The organism is Mucilaginibacter oryzae (assembly GCF_003148845.1).
GTDB lineage: Bacteria > Bacteroidota > Bacteroidia > Sphingobacteriales > Sphingobacteriaceae > Mucilaginibacter > Mucilaginibacter oryzae.
The window spans coordinates 202814-218375 of the sequence record NZ_QGHA01000005.1; the positions used below are offsets into that span (position 1 = coordinate 202814).

Consider the following 15562-nt stretch of genomic DNA (forward strand, 5'->3'; position numbering starts at 1 on the left):
TAACCATGAAGCTAACATTTTTTTTTATGATATGTACCTTTTTGCAGCTGAGCGCGACCACTTATGCGCAGAAGATAACCATCAGTAAAAACCAGGTGCCGTTAAAGGAAATCTTTAACGACATCAGGCAACAAACCAGCTACAAGATCCTGTACAACTCCGAAATGGTTAAAAACGCGCGGCCCGTAACCATTGATATTTCGAAAGGTGATGTAAAGGAGGTATTGGATAAATGCCTTTTTAACCAGGACCTCACCTACGAAATCATTGATAATACCATCATTATCAAACAAAAAACAAATTTGGCTCCGGGTATTGCACAGGAAATAACCGTATCAGGAAAAGTTACAGATATTAAAGGAGAGCCTATTCCGGGCGTAAACATCGTTATCAAGGGCTCCAGGGCTGGCACGATTACAGATACTAAGGGCAATTATAAAATCAAGGTCCCGGATACCAAAAGCACCCTTGTTTTTTCATTTATAGGATTTGCGACTAAGGAAATTGCCGTTGGTGATCAAAGCAATATCGATGTTATCCTTATAGCGGAAAGTACAAACATAGCTGATGTTGTGGTTATTGGCTACGGCACACAGAAACGGGGTGATCTTACCGGCGCTATATCCTCTATCAGGGCCAAAGATATCGCCAACAGCCCCCAGGTAAGCGTAGATCAAATGCTGCAGGGCAAGGCGGCGGGCCTAACCATTAGCCAAAACTCCGGCGCACCGGGTAGCAATACTTCGGTGCGTGTAAGAGGTGTTACTTCACTGAGCGGCAGCAACGAGCCGCTGTATGTGATTGATGGTGTTCCTATTTCGGGCGATGCCACCAATCAAAGTACAAGCGGCCGGTCTGCCTTGCAAACATCAAACAGCGCCGCCGGCGGTAATGCGGAGGCGCAAACCTCTGTAAGCCCCTTATCACTGATCAACCCCAGCGACATCGAATCAATAGATGTATTGAAAGATGCTTCTGCAACCGCCATATACGGCAACAGGGCATCAAACGGGGTAATCATCATCACCACCAAGCGTGGTAAAACAGGCAAGGCTCACATCAGTTATGACGGCTATGCCGGGATTCAGAACGTTACACGGCGCATCCAGATGATGGACTTGAGGCAATATGCCACGCTTCAGAACGCGCTGGGCGATGTTTATGGTACCGGCAGGCGTGATGAATTTGCAGACCCTACCCTGTTAGGCAAAGGCACTAACTGGCAGGACGCTATTTTCAGGACGGCCATTCAGCAAAGTCACCAGGTTTCCGTTTCGGGCGGCAAAGACGGCGTTAATTATTACCTGTCTGGCGGTTATCTGAACCAGGACGGTATTATCATCGGCTCCAACTTTAACCGGTACAATCTCAGAACGAATATCGACGCCCAGGTAAACGACTGGTTTAAACTCGGTATCTCTTTAACCGGAAGCCACAGCAATGAGCGGGTGGTGGTTGGCGATAATAACGGTATTGTTTACAATGCCCTGCTACAGGCACCCGATCTGAGCGTTACCAATCCCGACGGTTCATATACAGGACCTCCCGCTAATGATCCCAGGGCAGCAGGCGGCGTTTTAAACCCGGTGGCGCAGGCTTTAAATATTTCCAACATCCTGAACAGGAATAATATCAATACCAATTTATATAACGATATCAGACTGTATAAAGATTTGACCTTAAGGTCTGAACTTGGAGGAGACTTTAACTTTTCTGACAATAACGCGTTTACACCTACTTATACTTACGGCCGTTTTACCAACCCGACAGCCACGCTTAATGAACGCTTCCAGCAAAGCTCATTCATGATCTGGAAGGAATACTTAAACTACACGCATAAGTTCGGGGCAAAAAATGATTTTAATGCTGTTTTAGGTCACGAGGCGCAAAAGGTGAACTGGCGTGGCATTGAAGCAGGCCGCCAGGGCTTTTACAGCAATGACGTGCAAACGCTTAACCTTGGTCAAGCCATTACCGCTACCAACGACGAATACAAAGGTAAACAAACACAAGAGTCATATTATGCGCGCGTTATTTATACTTACAATAATAAATATAGCTTAACCTCAACTATCCGCCAGGACATCTCATCTAAATTTGCAGCCGGTCACCGAACCGGTTACTTCCCTTCATTCGCCGCCTTTTGGCGTATGTCTGAAGAGCCGTTTATGCGTAACTTTAAAAACATCGCCGATAACGTAAAAATCAGGTTGGGTTATGGGCAGGTAGGTAACCAGGAAGTGCCTAACAACCTGTACAATGCCATTCTTTCGCCTGCTATAACAGGTTTGGGTACCGGGTTCCAATTCACTCAAATCCCAAGTGAGAAACTTAAATGGCAAACATCAATACAATATAATGCCGGTCTGGACTTCAGTATTTTGAAAGGAAGAGTAGACGCCAGCGTAGATTTTTACGACAAAACATCCAAAAACTTCATATTCCAGCTAACCTTACCAGCTTACGTGTTGGGTGATTTTAGCTACCTGGGAGGTATAAACGCTCCTTATGTAAACCTTGGTAAACTCGATAATCGCGGGGTTGACATCAGCATCAACTCCCGGAACATCGCAACCGATAACTTTAAATGGAATACCTCAATCGTATTCTCCCGTTACAAAAACACTGTAAAAGAATTAGGGAACGGCCTTGATCAGATCCTTGGTTCTGTAACTAACGCTTATTTAGTGTCTACCGTGTCGCGGACGGTAGTTGGCGGGCCAATTGGCGAGTTTTACGGTTACAAGGTAAAGGGTATTTTTAAAACAACCGATCAGTTAGCCAACGCCCCCATTCAATTTGGCCGCCCTGTAACCAATACAAGCGCGGGTACCTGGCTGGGCGATGTACAATATGTAGATGTAAACAAAGATGGCAAGATTGATGAGAACGACAGAACAGATTTGGGTAACCCCAATCCAAAATTCACTTACGGCATCACCAATAATTTCAGCTATAAGGCGTTTGATTTAGGCATATTTTTAAACGGCTCCTACGGTTCAAAAATTTTGAGTTTGATGGACCCTACTTTAGGTGGCCTGGCTTCAACCTATCAAAACCAATATGCTTCGGTTGCCAATTTCTGGACACCTCAAAATTCACAATCCGACATCCCTGCGCCTAAAAGCGGCATAGATAACCCGAATCTTAAAATTTCCGACCGTTTTATTCATAGCGGTTCGTATTTGCGCATACAAAACATTAACCTGGGCTGGAAGGTGCCTTCGGCATGGATAAGAAGAGCAAAGCTGAGCAGCTTACGTATATACAGCAGCGTACAGAACCTTTATACATTTACTTCTTATAAAGGCTTCGATCCGGAACTCGGATCTTATAACCAAAACGCTATTCTCACCAATATCGATATCGGCAGATATCCTATTGCCAGAACCGTCACCTTCGGCGTTAATGCTCAGTTTTAATCCATCAAAATAAAAATATCATGAAAAAACACACCAAATATTTCACTGGTTTGATGATGGCTCTTACAGCAATCATTTCGGGCTGTAAAAAAGACTTTTTTGACACACCACCGCAAGATAAGCTTACGCTTGACAATTTCTATCAAACAGCAGATCAGGTACAGGCAAGTACGCTTATACTCTATAACTCTCCGTGGTTTGATTGGAATAATAAATCATCATGGTGTATAACCGAGTTATTGAGCGGCAACGCGTTTTCATATTCGCCGGATGTAATCAACTTCAGTAATTTTTCAGTAACAGGAGATAATACCCAGATTTTGGCTGCGTGGAGCTCGATGTACACAGTTGTTGCACAAGCGAACGCGCTTATTAATAATTTACCGGCTAAAGTACCGTCTTCAGTTCCGGCAAGTGTGGTTAATAACGCGCTTGGCGAAGCGCATTACATGCGGGCCTTAGCTTATTTCCATCTTACCCGCATTTGGGGAAATGTGCCTATCGTAACTAACAGTATAGATATGGTAAGCAATTACCAGGTAAATACTAACCCGGTAACAGACATTTACAAATTCATTATTAACGACCTGAAGTTTGCCGAAGCTAACTGCACAAGCACCATCAGAACCGGGGCCAACACGCAGGGCCATGTTTCCAGTGGTTCGGCATCAGCCCTTTTGGCCAAGGTTTACCTGTATATGCAGGATTACACCGATGCGCGTGCCGAAGCAGAAAAAGTGATCAACAGCGGCGAGTTTAAACTTTATGGTGTAGATATACCGGGGAAGACCTATAACGATTTGTTTAAAACGGCAAATAACAACAACGAAGAATCTATTGCTGCCATGCAGTGGCAGGGCGGTTCGCCTTACGGGCATGGCAATTCTTTACAAGGTTTTTTTGCTTTCACGCCTCAAATCACCGGTACCGGCGATGGCTTTGGCTCGGTAGTAGGAAGTATAGATCTGCTGAACACCTATGAGGCCGGTGATGAAAGACGGAAAGCCACCCTGATGATTCCGGGCGACTATTACGCGGAAATCAACCAGGCGCAGGGCGGCTTTACAGTGCCCGCCAATGCGGTAACACAGGGCTCTACCATCTTTCTTAAAAAGTATGTTGTGGGTACACCTGCAGACAATGGTGGTAAGGGTGGTTTTTTATCCGCAGCCAACAATACTTACCTGATGCGCTACGCCGAGGTTTTATTAATTGAGGCCGAAGCTGTTTTAGCCGGGCAAGCAAGCACTGCAAACGCAGCGGCAATTGTACCCTTCAATAAAGTACGCCAGCGTGCAGGTTTACCGCCACGTACATCGATAACGCTTAATGACATCATGCACGAACGCAGGGTTGAACTGGCCTTTGAAGGCGATTACTGGTTTGATCTGGGTCGGATGGACGGTTTCAATTCCAAATCACATCCAAAAGCCATTGCCATTATCAGCAATCAGCAAAGAGGGCAGTATGTTCCGAAATACACACCGACAGATGCTAATTTTTTGATGCCCTACCCTACTACCGAGGTGGCTTTAAATCCTAAATTATTGGAGCCGCCGGTTGCCTTTAAGTTTTAAGGGCCATTGGCAGTAAAGAACAAATTATATAGTTAGACTAATAATAACTATCATGAAAAAGATCATAGACAAAATATATTATACCATTTACGCCGTTTGCATTACATTAACGGTTTTTAATTCTTCCTGTAAAAAGGATAATGATGGCGGTAAAGGCGCGCCGGTTATTACGCGCGTACGCACGGTTAGTAAACAGGATAGTGCCAGTGTGGTTCACCAGGTTACGCTAACAAGTTCTTATACATCTGTAGATGTAAAGCCGGTGGCTTTTGATTCGACGGTTACGGCAGGCAGGGCCAACGGGCTATATGCCATTATAGGGCAAAATTTGTTAACCACCAGCAGTATCACCATTAATGGCACCCCTGTTATATTTAACAAAGCCCTTATTAATGATAATGCCGTTATCTTCACCATACCTTTAAATATCCCCTTTCAATCTGCTAATAGTAAAATTACGCTGGTTACCAGTTATGGTACCACAACCTTCGGCTTTAGTATTCTTCAACCGCCGCCAACAATAACGGATGCAAGCCAGTTTGCAGGTAACCCCGGCGATATCATTACATTAACAGGCACGGCGTTCGATAACGTATCGTCAGTGAAATTTGGTACGGCCGCAGGGCAGGTAACAGCAAGCACATCAACACAAATTACAGTAAAAGTACCTGCTAATGCATCGGGCTTAATTAGCGTAACCACCCCGGGCGGAACGGTAACAGGGCCTGCTGTATCTTATGATGGTATTGCCAAAGCTTATGTAATTCCTTTTGGTTTTAACGGCATGCTGTATGATGACGCCGTGAATAGCGGAGGCTTTGAATTTAACTTTAATGGTGTAGTGGTAAATAATCAAAGTACCGACATTGTTAAACGAGGAACCCACTCTATCATGGTTCAGTACAATGGTAATTATGCCGGTTATGCGGTTGGCGGCAATATCGATCTCACCGGAAAAACGTATGTAAAGTTTTCAATTTACGGAGCCAGTACCGGCACCGAAGGGCGGGTGATTAAAGTTGCTTTAAACGATTTTGATAACCGCGCCGTAAACGTGATACTGCACGAGAAAAAATGGTCCACTTACGTTATTCCTCTCAGTTTGTTTCAGAATGACAAAGCGCCCGGTATACCCGCTGCCGTAAGCTACATCGGCTTCCAGGATCTGAGCGGCAAAGCGCCCGAAACCATTTACCTGGATGATATAGGTGTGTTTTAAAATATTAATGGTTGCAGATGCTGCTATTTTAAAATAGCGGCATCTGCTTTTTATTTAACAGTGAAATTATAAAAGTACGATGAAAGCATCGATATGGATACTGGGGTTTATTTTATTAATCTCCGTTAATAAAGTTTCTGCTCAAAAAAACCTGGTGACTAACGGAGGTTTTGAGGATGACACAGAGGGATGGGTGAACTATGGCGGCACCGTTACCCCTTACGATTTTAAAGAAGGAAAAAACAGCTGCGCGATCATTGCCCCCAATACCGAAAAATGGTTAGGATTACACCAGGTTATCAACATACCTAAAAAGGCACCGGCGCTGGAGGTTAGCGCCTGGCTCAAAACAATTAACGTAGTAAAAGGCTTTGATGACTGGAACGGAGCTATTTTAAACGTGGAGTTCCTGGATGGACGGGAACAAAAAATTGGCGAGTCGGTAAGTGTTGCCCGGCTGGTTGGCGACCAAAGCTGGCAATTCATCAGTAAAAAGGTAACAATACCTTCGGGGGCTGTAAAGTTTAAAATATTGGCAGCTATGGGCTATGCATCCGGCACTTTGTTTATTGATGCCGTATCTGCCGAAGTGGTGGTTGCCGACAGCGTGGGGCAATAATTCAATTTACTAACTTTAATATAAAGCGTAATAAAAATGATAAAACACATTTTCGCTCTGCTCTTGCTTGCTGCGTTAATCAATACCGGCTACGCGCAACAGGAGGCGAATAATATCAGGCTTAATCAGGTCGGTTTTTACCCCAATACCGCAAAAACGGCCATTGTATATACCGATAAAGAAGCGGATTTTACCATCAAAGCACCGGATGGCACCACTGCATTTTCCGGCAAATTAAAAAAGGCCTTAAAGCCCGACCTGGAAGGGAAAACTACCTGGATAGCAGACTTTACTTCATTAACTCAACCAGGCACTTATACACTAATGGTGGATGGAGCAGGGCGGTCATACCCTTTCGTGATACAAGCTGATGCCTATCAAAAATTGGCCAAAGCTTCAATCAAGGCGTTTTATTTTCAGCGGGCTTCAACGCCTCTTCCGGAGAAATACGCGGGCATCTGGCATCGAAACGAGGGGCATCCGGATACTGCTGTCTTGGTACATCCGTCGGCAGCCGGTAAAACCCGGCCTGCCGGCAGTTTAATTTCATCACCGCGGGGCTGGTATGATGCCGGCGACTACAATAAATACATTGTAAACAGCGGGATTACAATGGGCACCTTATTATCGCTTTATGAAGATTTTCCGGCACAAATGAAATCGGTGCAGCTTGATATACCCGAAACCGGCAACCAATTGCCTGATGTGCTTAACGAAGTTTTGTGGAACCTGAGATGGATGTTCACCATGCAGGATCCTGATGACGGGGGTGTATATCACAAACTCACCAACGCCGACTTTGATGGCATGCTGATGCCCGACAAATGCGTTTCGCCGCGATATGTTGTACAAAAAAGTACTGCCGCCGCTTTGGAGTTTGCAGCCGTGATGGCGCAATCTGCACGCATATTTAAAAACTTCGGGAGTGTTTGTCCGCATCTTTCCGACTCTTGTTTAACCGCGGCCACCAAAGCATGGCAATGGGCTATGACCAACCGGCAGGTTGCGTACGATCAGGATGAAATAAACCGGAAGTTTGAGCCCCGCATAACCACGGGCACTTATGGCAGTTTCAGCTTTGGCGAAGAATTTTTTTGGGCAGCCTGTGAACTGTATGTAACCACTAAAGATGAAAACTATTTTAAAATAACCAGGCTGATCCATGACAATTCTATCGGTGTCCCATCGTGGGGAAAGGTTAAATTGCTGGGTTATTATTCACTGATACGGAACAAAAAAGATGTTGACGGAATAGCTGAAAGCGATTTACCGGGAATGACCAGCCAATTATTAAATTTTGCTGATGCCATGCTTGAACGTGCCGGAGGATCCGCGTACGGTACTGTAATGGGATCATCAGCAACAGACTTTAATTGGGGAAGTAACAGCTTTGCTGCAAATGAAGGTATACTTTTAATCCAGGCCTATTTAATTACCCAAAAAGCAAAATACCTGGCCGGGGCTATCACTAACCTTGATTATCTTTTGGGGAGAAACGGAACGGGATATTGTTATGTAACGGGCTTCGGCACTAAAAACCCGAAGCACCCGCATCACCGGCTTTCAGTTGCCGACGGTATTACGGAGCCGGTTCCCGGTTTGTTGGTTGGAGGCCCCAACCCAGGCGTACAGGATGGGCAAAAATATCCTTCTGCCGTGGCAGACCAGGCATATTTGGATGATGATAAAGCCTATGCATCCAACGAGATCGCTATTAACTGGAACGCGCCGCTGGCTTACCTGGTTAATACCATCGAGATACTTCGTACCGGTTACAAACCGAATTAAAAACTGTTAAGCATCAGCGCTTACCTATCTAATCAATACTTTCCAGGTAAAAAAGCCGTAGTCAGAACGAAAATTATGCTGATTACGGCTTTTTTACTTAAATATGTCGGCTAAAAACAAACATTCTTTGATTATATTCTCATGATTTATCCGGCGCTACTGTCATCCTGCAAGTCGTCTGCTGGATAAACCTTGTCTGTTCCGCTGTCAAGTTTCACAGTAACCTTGTCGCCTATCGCATCGGTTACTTCGCCCTGCCCGTCGGGTGTAACTACACGCTGGCCTTTTAAAAATTCCTGCTCGTTCATATCAACTAATTTGGGGTTTAGAAACCTGGATTACTCATCGTCTAATGTCAGCGCGACAAACACCGCCTGTGTCGATTCCTTTTGCTCGGCTGTATCGAAAGCCTCATTGATTTTGGAAAGCGGGAAGCGGTGGCTGATCATCTTCTTCGTGTTCATCTTCCCTTTACTCAGCAGGTCAAGGCAAATCTGCATTTCCGGGTAAATATCCCAGTAGGAATAACTCGCGCTTGGGATGAGCCTGATCTCAGTTAACTGGATGTGGGCCCAGTCCAGTTGTATGGATGGGGTGTCATAGCGATATTACCCCAATGCCCGCTGCCTCCAGTAATAACCTTTTTGGCAAGCATGGAAATATTGGCCTTCGATGCCGGGTACCTGGAAGCCACGTCCTGGAAGGCAGGCCCGATTAGTTTTGAATCTGTATGGTGACAGGTATTACAATCAGACGAGGCCATCAACTTCTGTCCCATGGCAGAGCCTGCCTCCCCTCCTGTCGGCTCTGTTCCGATTTTCATGACATTGGTATCGGCATCAGAGTTTCTTGCCTTCGCCGTTACATTCACGGCTTTAGCGCTGTCGCTACCTCCTTTGTTCTCATCGGAAGAGTTGCCCTTACAGGCCGCTACCAAAGCAAGCGGCAACATCAGGTAATATATTTTTTTCATAGTGGTTGGTTTTAATCGGTTTAGATGCTTTAATCCCTTCGCTTGGTTCTCCTGATGATGAGGAAAAGCGCTATAACAATGAATAATCCTATAAATACAAATGCAAATGGTAGTAACTATCAGAACCGCAGATACAACTGCGCGTTACCCGTACTATGGCATCTTCGGGGTGTAAAATTTCGGGCATTGGCTTATCTACTTTTCTGATGCGGTAAGGGCCCCGGTAATTCATTGCTAACATATAGGTGGTTTTAACTTTTGTTTAAATATTATTATAGTAGTAACTGAATTTATCTAACGTCATAATTACAATGCCATTTACTTTAAGTTAATTAGGTTAAACAAAAAGAAATCAAAACAATACAGTTATAAATAGGTAGAATGATTGAATTTTTAGGGGCCAAAACATCGGATATCTGATATGACTTTATTACTAAACAATATTCATATACTGTTGCGCTTGCGTAAATTACGTTAAATAGCGGTGTTAAGTACCCGATTTCATAAGCCCGGCGCAACAGAAAAAAATACAAACAATTGATTTTAAAATACTTAATCAAAGTAAACCAATAATGGCACGCCTGTTTCATCGCCTGTTTGGTATACTTCCAAAACTGCATGAGCGATGCCGGTGTTATTTAAACCGAATCCAACAGACAGAAATTATAAATTATGTATACCTTAGGAATAAACGCTGTATTTCACGATTCGGCGGCGTGTTTAATAAAAGACGGACGGCTTATCGCGGCAGCGGAAGAGGAAAGGTTCACTCACTTCAAACACGGCAAAAGGCCGGTACCATTTTCAACCTGGGAACTACCCTTTCATGCCATTGATTATTGCCTGCGCGTAGCCGACATCCATATCAATGATCTAGATCATGTAGCTTATTCGTTCGATCCTTATCTTCTGATAGGCGAACAATATCGTGGCAAGCCAACTATAGCGATACCCTTTGAAAACAACGAAAAAATTGATAGCAATGATTGGTTGAACGTATGGGACCCGCTGTTTTTGTCTTCCATTATTAACGCGCGTGCGCAGCTTAATGATGGTTACCCCCATCATTTGCAAAAACGCTTTATAGGCGCAAACATACAACCGGAGCAATGGCATTATGTGGAGCACCATGTGGCTCATGCCGCAAGCGCCTTTAACTGTTCGCCTTTTAATGAGGCCGCGGTAATGACGGTTGACGGGCGTGGTGAACTGGCTACAACAACTTATAATTTGGGCAGCGGCCAGCAGCTAACACGCATAGGCCAGGTAAACATGCCGCATTCTTTAGGTTTACTTTACGAACAGGTAACAACTCACCTCGGCTTCCTGCACTCGTCGGACGAGTACAAGGTTATGGCTTTGGCGTCTTATGGGAATACCGATTTTGTGAAAGACTTTCGGGAGATGATCAATTTAAGCGGCCAGGGGCAATACACCATTACCAATCAAAATTTCACGGAGCGTTTTGGTGCCCAACGGTTGCGCCACCAGGAATTTACCGCCCATCATTTCAATATCGCGCACTCGCTGCAACTGGTATTGGAAGAAACTTTGCTTGATATTACCGGTTGGCTGCAAAAAGAAACCGGCTCGGCAAACTTGTGCATGGCAGGCGGTGTAGCCCTTAACTGTGTGGCTAACGCACGTATCAGAGATGCGAAAGCTTTCAGTAACATTTGGGTGCAGCCCGCATCCGGCGATGATGGTACTGCCTTAGGTTCAGCATTATGGATAGATGCCCAGCAAAGAAAAAGTAATGAACGCGAATTTGTGATGAATCACGCCTACTGGGGGCCGGAATACAACGACGATGAAATTGAAAAATTCATGAAGTGGTGCAAGGTGCCTTACCGCCGCATGCAAGATATAGCCGAAGAAACGGCCGAAGTGCTTGCGCAGGATAAAATAATAGGCTGGTACCAAAACCGGATGGAGTTTGGCCCCCGGGCTTTGGGCAGCCGCTCCATATTAGCATCTCCCATTAATCCGGAAATGCAGGCGCGCCTGAATGAGGTAAAAGACCGTGAAGATTTCCGTCCGGTGGCGCCGGTTGTGCTTGAAGAGGAAGCCGCCAACTGGTTTGAAGGTGCGGAATATTCGCCGTTTATGTTATTTATATACGATGTAAAGGCCGATAAAGCCGACCGCATCCCCGCAGTACGGCATACCGATGGCACAGCGCGGATCCAAACGGTAAACGAACAGCAAAACAAAAAATATTATGATCTGCTAAAGGCCTTCTACCGCAAAACCGGTGTTCCGGTATTGATCAACACTTCGTTCAACACGCTTGGCAAACCTATAGTTTGTACGCCGCGCGATGCTATCGAGTGTTTTTGGAGCTCCCCTTTTGATGCTTTGATCATTGGTTCATTTATAATCGAAAAAAATGCAGATATCCGTAATTATACCAACATACAGGCGGCCGCAGTTACTCAGGAATTGCTTGAAAGCGCTGCAGCAGCAGTTGCTGAATAAACAGGCTTTTGAGATATTGGTAGTAAGCGACGGTCCCGATCAGGAAACTGAGCAGGCAGTAAATGAATTTAACGGACTGTTAAATATCAGGTATTTCTGCCTGCCGGAAAAAAAGGGGCCGGCTGCGGCGCGAAACTTGGGCTGGCTTAATGCAAAAGCTGCGGTTGTAGCCTTTACCGACGATGATTGCCAGCCCGACAAGAATTGGCTTAGGGCCATACTTGCAGAAGCTGACCCCACTAAGCCGCAGGCGTTTACCGGTCGTGTTTTTGTTCCCCGTGGACAGCGCCCTACCGACTATGAACTTAACACAGCGGGCCTTGAAACCGCCGATTTTGTTACCGCTAATTGTGCCTGTACAAAGCAAGCCCTATTTATTACCGGCGGCTTTGATGAACGGTTTAGCATGGCCTGGCGGGAAGACAGCGACCTGGAGTTTAAACTAATCCGGTACAATATAGATATCAAAAAGATAGATCAGGCATTAGTAGTTCATCCCGTACGGCAGGCAACCTGGGGTATCAGCCTTAAAGAGCAAAAGAAAACTTTGTTTAATGCTTTACTTTATCAAAAGTTTCCATCACTTTATCGTGCTAAAATCCAACCGCAGCCACCTGTTTTGTATTACCTGATCATTGCCTGTTTTATGATCTTTATTGCAGGATTATTTTCAGCTTCTTCTTTGCTTACCGTAATCGGGGCTACAGGTTGGTTTGTACTTACTGCTTATTTCATTTACAGGCGGTTATACCATACCAGCCGCTCATTAAGGCATGTGGCTGAAATAGTTTTTACATCAATACTCATCCCCTTTTATTCCATCTATTGGCAATGGTATGGCGCCTTTAAATACCGCGTTTTATTTATTTAAACATGAAGTTACCCGTTCAGGAAATTAAGAAAATCGGCATTTTCAGGGCGCTTCAGTTAGGCGATCTGTTATGTACCATTCCAGCCATCCGCGCGCTGCGCAATGCTTATCCCCACGCTAAAATCATTTTATTAGGTTTGCCCTGGGCTAAAGGCTTTACCGGGCGTTTCGACCGTTATTTTGATGGCTTTATCCATTTTCCGGGCTTTCCCGGATTGCCGGAACAGGATTTTGACGCAAAGATATTTCCTGCTTTTATTGAACAAATGCAGGCAGAACAATTTGATTTGTTATTGCAGATGCAGGGTAATGGATCTGTTGTGAACCCAATGATGGAATTATTAGGGGCAAAGCATGTAGCCGGATTTAAAACCGCCGGGCACTATGCGCCGGATAACGGGCTATTTTTAGATTATCCTGATCATGGCCCGGAAATAGACCGGCATATCAGCTTAGTGGAGCACTTAGGATGTGCTCCGCTGGGTAATGAACTCGAGTTCCCGTTATCAGAAGCAGATATGGCTGATTTACGCAGCTTGAGTTTACCGATAGAACCGCAACGATACGTTTGTATCCATCCCGGTTCCCGCGGATCATGGCGGCAATGGCCTGTAAATTATTTTGCGGCACTTGCTGATTTTTGCATCGACCAGGGTTACAAGGCGGTAATAACCGGCATAAGGGACGAAACAGACGTCACCAATGCAGTAATCAGCCAGATGAAAAACACACCTATCGACACCACCGGGAAAACATCGCTGGGCGCGGTTGGCGCCTTGATCAGTAACGCCGCCTTGCTTGTTTCAAACTGCACCGGCGTATCACATATCGCGGCGGCATTTAAAACCCGCAGTGTGGTGATCAGTATGGATGGCGAGCCCCATCGCTGGGGACCAATAGATACCTTCCACCACCGTACGATCAATTGGCTTAAAGTTCCTGATTTTCATGTGGTGTTCCGTGAAACTGCCGACCTGATACAGCAGACGACCTGATTAAGCGGATCACATGATCTGTAATAACCGCAGGTTCGGGCATCATGGCAGGATTGGCATAAATTGTATCATCTACATAACGGATCACACCATTTTTACTTTTCAAACCATCCGGTACCGGAAATTCAATTACAGTGTTAGGCACCATCCAGGGCGTATGTTGCGGATTGGTTTGTGCATACAGAACAACTACCGGCGTGCCCACTGCGGCGGAGATGTGCGTGACACCGGTATTGACAGATAACAATAAAGAAGCACGACTAATAAGCGTTATCAGTTGCCCGATAGGGAAAAGCCCGGCTGCGTTAAAGGCGCCTGCTCCTATTTGGGTTTGCAAACGGCTAACCAGTTCCTTTTCCCCGGCTGATCCGGTGAGCAATACCTGGTAACCTTTTGATATTATTTGCAACGCGGTTTCAATCCAAAGTTCTTCCGGAAATTGTCTTTTAATTTCGCTTACCCCTGCGTGTAGAATGAGCCATGGCCTACCATTATCCAATCCGGTTTGCTTTAACTTTTCTGTAATTTCAGGCCATCCGGTTTCATTTACTGTCAGACTCAGACGTTTGCCGACATTTACATTACAAACGTGGTTAACCAGTTTTAAATCGCGGTCGACCTGATGATCAATGTATCGAAAGGGCTCCTCGTCCGGCACCCAATCTGTGATCAGGCCGTATGGGTTTTCGCGGCAATAGGCCAAAACCCTGGAAATTCCTGCCTGATAAGCGATCATGGCCGAAGGCAACGGGTTTTGACTGTAAACAGTAAAAATAACGGCGGCATCAAAATGATACTTTTTAAGCCGTTCAACTAATGCAAACAATGCGTCCGGGCGTTCGGTATTTGCCTGTTTAACCCAGGGCAAATCAAAAATTATGACTTCATCAATCTCAGGGATAAAGGGCGTAATGCCCGCTGCCATAGAAGATGTTAATAAGGTGATGCGGGCGTTTAACCCTTTTTTAAACTTGCGCAATGCAGGGCCGCTCATGATCAGGTCGCCCATATTATCGGGACGGATGCACAAAATATTTTTAAAGTTATCCCAGCCCGACATCTGAACCATAATTTAAGATGTAAGCAGCCGCTTCGTTAACATTTCTGCAGCTAAATCCCGGTTGCCTGTATGGCCCTTCAAGCCATTCGGTTTCATTTCCGTTATCAACTAAAATACTTTTGCATCCGGCACGGTTACCGGCTTCCACATCGTTAAGGATATCACCAATCATCCAGCAGTGATCAAGATCAAGTTGATGGTCCCGGGCCGCCTTTAGCAGCATTCCCGGCATTGGCTTGCGGCAATCGCAGTTTATGCTATAACCGGTGTTGGTTCCTTCGGGGTGATGCGGGCAGTAATAAAAGGCTTCAAGCCTCACGGCCTCTGCTTCAAAAAGTTTATACAGTCGTTTCATCGCCAATAAAAACTCAGCTTCACTAAAATATCCCTTCGCGATGCCTGATTGATTGGAAATAACAATTAGTTTATAGCCCGCTGCTGCCAGCATTCGTAAGCCTTCTGTGCAATTATCAGCCAGGCTGATTTTATCAGGATCGACATTGTAAGGGATATCCGGTATCAGCGTGCCATCTTTGTCTAAAAAAACAGCTCTGTTCATA

General features: G+C 45.3%; 14 protein-coding genes. 8 read left to right on the plus strand and 6 right to left on the minus strand.

Annotated features, from left to right (window positions below; genetic code table 11):
• Nucleotides 1-5: 5 nt before the first annotated feature.
• The 5 genes from LX99_RS14905 to LX99_RS14925 all read left to right on the plus strand — a co-directional run bounded on the left by LX99_RS14905 (nt 6) and on the right by LX99_RS14925 (nt 8625).
• Nucleotides 6-3422, plus strand: coding sequence for a TonB-dependent receptor (locus LX99_RS14905; protein WP_211319029.1), 3417 nt, complete (start codon nt 6-8; stop codon nt 3420-3422).
• 20 nt (nt 3423-3442) lie between these two features.
• Complete coding sequence (locus LX99_RS14910) at nt 3443-4999, plus strand: RagB/SusD family nutrient uptake outer membrane protein (protein WP_109608605.1); 1557 nt, start codon at nt 3443-3445, stop codon at nt 4997-4999.
• 52 nt (nt 5000-5051) lie between these two features.
• Nucleotides 5052-6218 carry an IPT/TIG domain-containing protein gene (locus LX99_RS14915; RefSeq protein ID WP_109608606.1) on the plus strand — a complete coding sequence of 389 codons (1167 nt, stop codon included), beginning with the start codon at nt 5052-5054 and terminating at the stop codon, nt 6216-6218.
• Nucleotides 6219-6297: 79 nt separating this feature from the next.
• A complete protein-coding gene (locus tag LX99_RS14920) occupies nt 6298-6837 on the plus strand; it encodes a hypothetical protein (RefSeq protein WP_109608607.1) in 540 nt (179 codons plus the stop codon).
• A 36-nt stretch (nt 6838-6873) separates the two neighbouring features.
• A complete protein-coding gene (locus LX99_RS14925; RefSeq protein ID WP_109608608.1) occupies nt 6874-8625 on the plus strand; it encodes a glycoside hydrolase family 9 protein in 1752 nt (583 codons plus the stop codon).
• Nucleotides 8626-8771: 146 nt separating this feature from the next.
• Here the strand turns inward: LX99_RS14925 and LX99_RS25710 are convergent, their stop codons facing one another.
• From LX99_RS25710 to LX99_RS14935, 4 genes are all read right to left on the minus strand, one after another.
• Entirely contained in the window at nt 8772-8933 is a 162-nt protein-coding gene (locus tag LX99_RS25710; RefSeq protein WP_170122712.1) for a hypothetical protein, read from the minus strand.
• A gap of 30 nt (nt 8934-8963) precedes the next feature.
• On the minus strand, nt 8964-9089 hold the full coding sequence (locus tag LX99_RS26270; protein ID WP_281270964.1) for a hypothetical protein: 126 nt from the start codon (nt 9087-9089) through the stop codon (nt 8964-8966).
• A 92-nt stretch (nt 9090-9181) separates the two neighbouring features.
• Nucleotides 9182-9598 carry a c-type cytochrome gene (locus LX99_RS14930; RefSeq protein WP_109608609.1) on the minus strand — a complete coding sequence of 139 codons (417 nt, stop codon included), beginning with the start codon at nt 9596-9598 and terminating at the stop codon, nt 9182-9184.
• An 88-nt stretch (nt 9599-9686) separates the two neighbouring features.
• A complete protein-coding gene (locus LX99_RS14935; RefSeq protein WP_245927929.1) occupies nt 9687-9830 on the minus strand; it encodes a hypothetical protein in 144 nt (47 codons plus the stop codon).
• A gap of 440 nt (nt 9831-10270) precedes the next feature.
• Here LX99_RS14935 and LX99_RS14945 point away from each other — a divergent pair, with 440 nt between their 5' ends.
• Genes LX99_RS14945 through LX99_RS14955 form a run of 3 tightly spaced genes read left to right on the plus strand, consistent with a single transcriptional unit; the run spans nt 10271 to nt 13942 of the window.
• Nucleotides 10271-12076, plus strand: coding sequence for a carbamoyltransferase family protein (locus LX99_RS14945; protein WP_109608611.1), 1806 nt, complete (start codon nt 10271-10273; stop codon nt 12074-12076).
• Nucleotides 12045-12947, plus strand: a complete 903-nt coding sequence (locus LX99_RS14950) for a glycosyltransferase (RefSeq protein WP_245927930.1) — start codon at nt 12045-12047, stop codon at nt 12945-12947. Before LX99_RS14945 ends, LX99_RS14950 begins: the two co-directional genes overlap by 32 nt.
• A gap of 2 nt (nt 12948-12949) precedes the next feature.
• Nucleotides 12950-13942, plus strand: coding sequence for a glycosyltransferase family 9 protein (locus tag LX99_RS14955; RefSeq protein WP_109608613.1), 993 nt, complete (start codon nt 12950-12952; stop codon nt 13940-13942).
• Here LX99_RS14955 and LX99_RS14960 read toward each other — a convergent pair.
• Both LX99_RS14960 and LX99_RS14965 read right to left on the minus strand, forming a co-directional pair.
• On the minus strand, nt 13878-15011 hold the full coding sequence (locus LX99_RS14960; protein ID WP_211319030.1) for a glycosyltransferase family 9 protein: 1134 nt from the start codon (nt 15009-15011) through the stop codon (nt 13878-13880). The two genes, LX99_RS14955 and LX99_RS14960, sit on opposite strands and share 65 nt — an antisense overlap.
• Nucleotides 14986-15561, minus strand: a complete 576-nt coding sequence (locus LX99_RS14965; RefSeq protein ID WP_109608615.1) for a D-glycero-alpha-D-manno-heptose-1,7-bisphosphate 7-phosphatase — start codon at nt 15559-15561, stop codon at nt 14986-14988. The genes LX99_RS14960 and LX99_RS14965 overlap by 26 nt, the downstream gene beginning before the upstream one ends.
• Nucleotide 15562 lies beyond the last annotated feature (1 nt).

Coding starts and splice junctions, on each gene's coding strand:
- LX99_RS14920 (WP_109608607.1), top strand. CDS start 6,298: ATGAAAGCATCGATATGGATACTGGGGTTTATTTTATTAATCTCCGTT.
- LX99_RS14955 (WP_109608613.1), top strand. CDS start 12,950: ATGAAGTTACCCGTTCAGGAAATTAAGAAAATCGGCATTTTCAGGGCG.
- LX99_RS14915 (WP_109608606.1), top strand. CDS start 5,052: ATGAAAAAGATCATAGACAAAATATATTATACCATTTACGCCGTTTGC.
- LX99_RS14925 (WP_109608608.1), top strand. CDS start 6,874: ATGATAAAACACATTTTCGCTCTGCTCTTGCTTGCTGCGTTAATCAAT.
- LX99_RS14930 (WP_109608609.1), bottom strand. CDS start 9,598: ATGAAAAAAATATATTACCTGATGTTGCCGCTTGCTTTGGTAGCGGCC.
- LX99_RS25710 (WP_170122712.1), bottom strand. CDS start 8,933: ATGAACGAGCAGGAATTTTTAAAAGGCCAGCGTGTAGTTACACCCGAC.
- LX99_RS14935 (WP_245927929.1), bottom strand. CDS start 9,830: ATGAATTACCGGGGCCCTTACCGCATCAGAAAAGTAGATAAGCCAATG.
- LX99_RS14910 (WP_109608605.1), top strand. CDS start 3,443: ATGAAAAAACACACCAAATATTTCACTGGTTTGATGATGGCTCTTACA.
- LX99_RS26270 (WP_281270964.1), bottom strand. CDS start 9,089: ATGAACACGAAGAAGATGATCAGCCACCGCTTCCCGCTTTCCAAAATC.
- LX99_RS14965 (WP_109608615.1), bottom strand. CDS start 15,561: ATGAACAGAGCTGTTTTTTTAGACAAAGATGGCACGCTGATACCGGAT.
- LX99_RS14960 (WP_211319030.1), bottom strand. CDS start 15,011: ATGGTTCAGATGTCGGGCTGGGATAACTTTAAAAATATTTTGTGCATC.
- LX99_RS14945 (WP_109608611.1), top strand. CDS start 10,271: ATGTATACCTTAGGAATAAACGCTGTATTTCACGATTCGGCGGCGTGT.
- LX99_RS14905 (WP_211319029.1), top strand. CDS start 6: ATGAAGCTAACATTTTTTTTTATGATATGTACCTTTTTGCAGCTGAGC.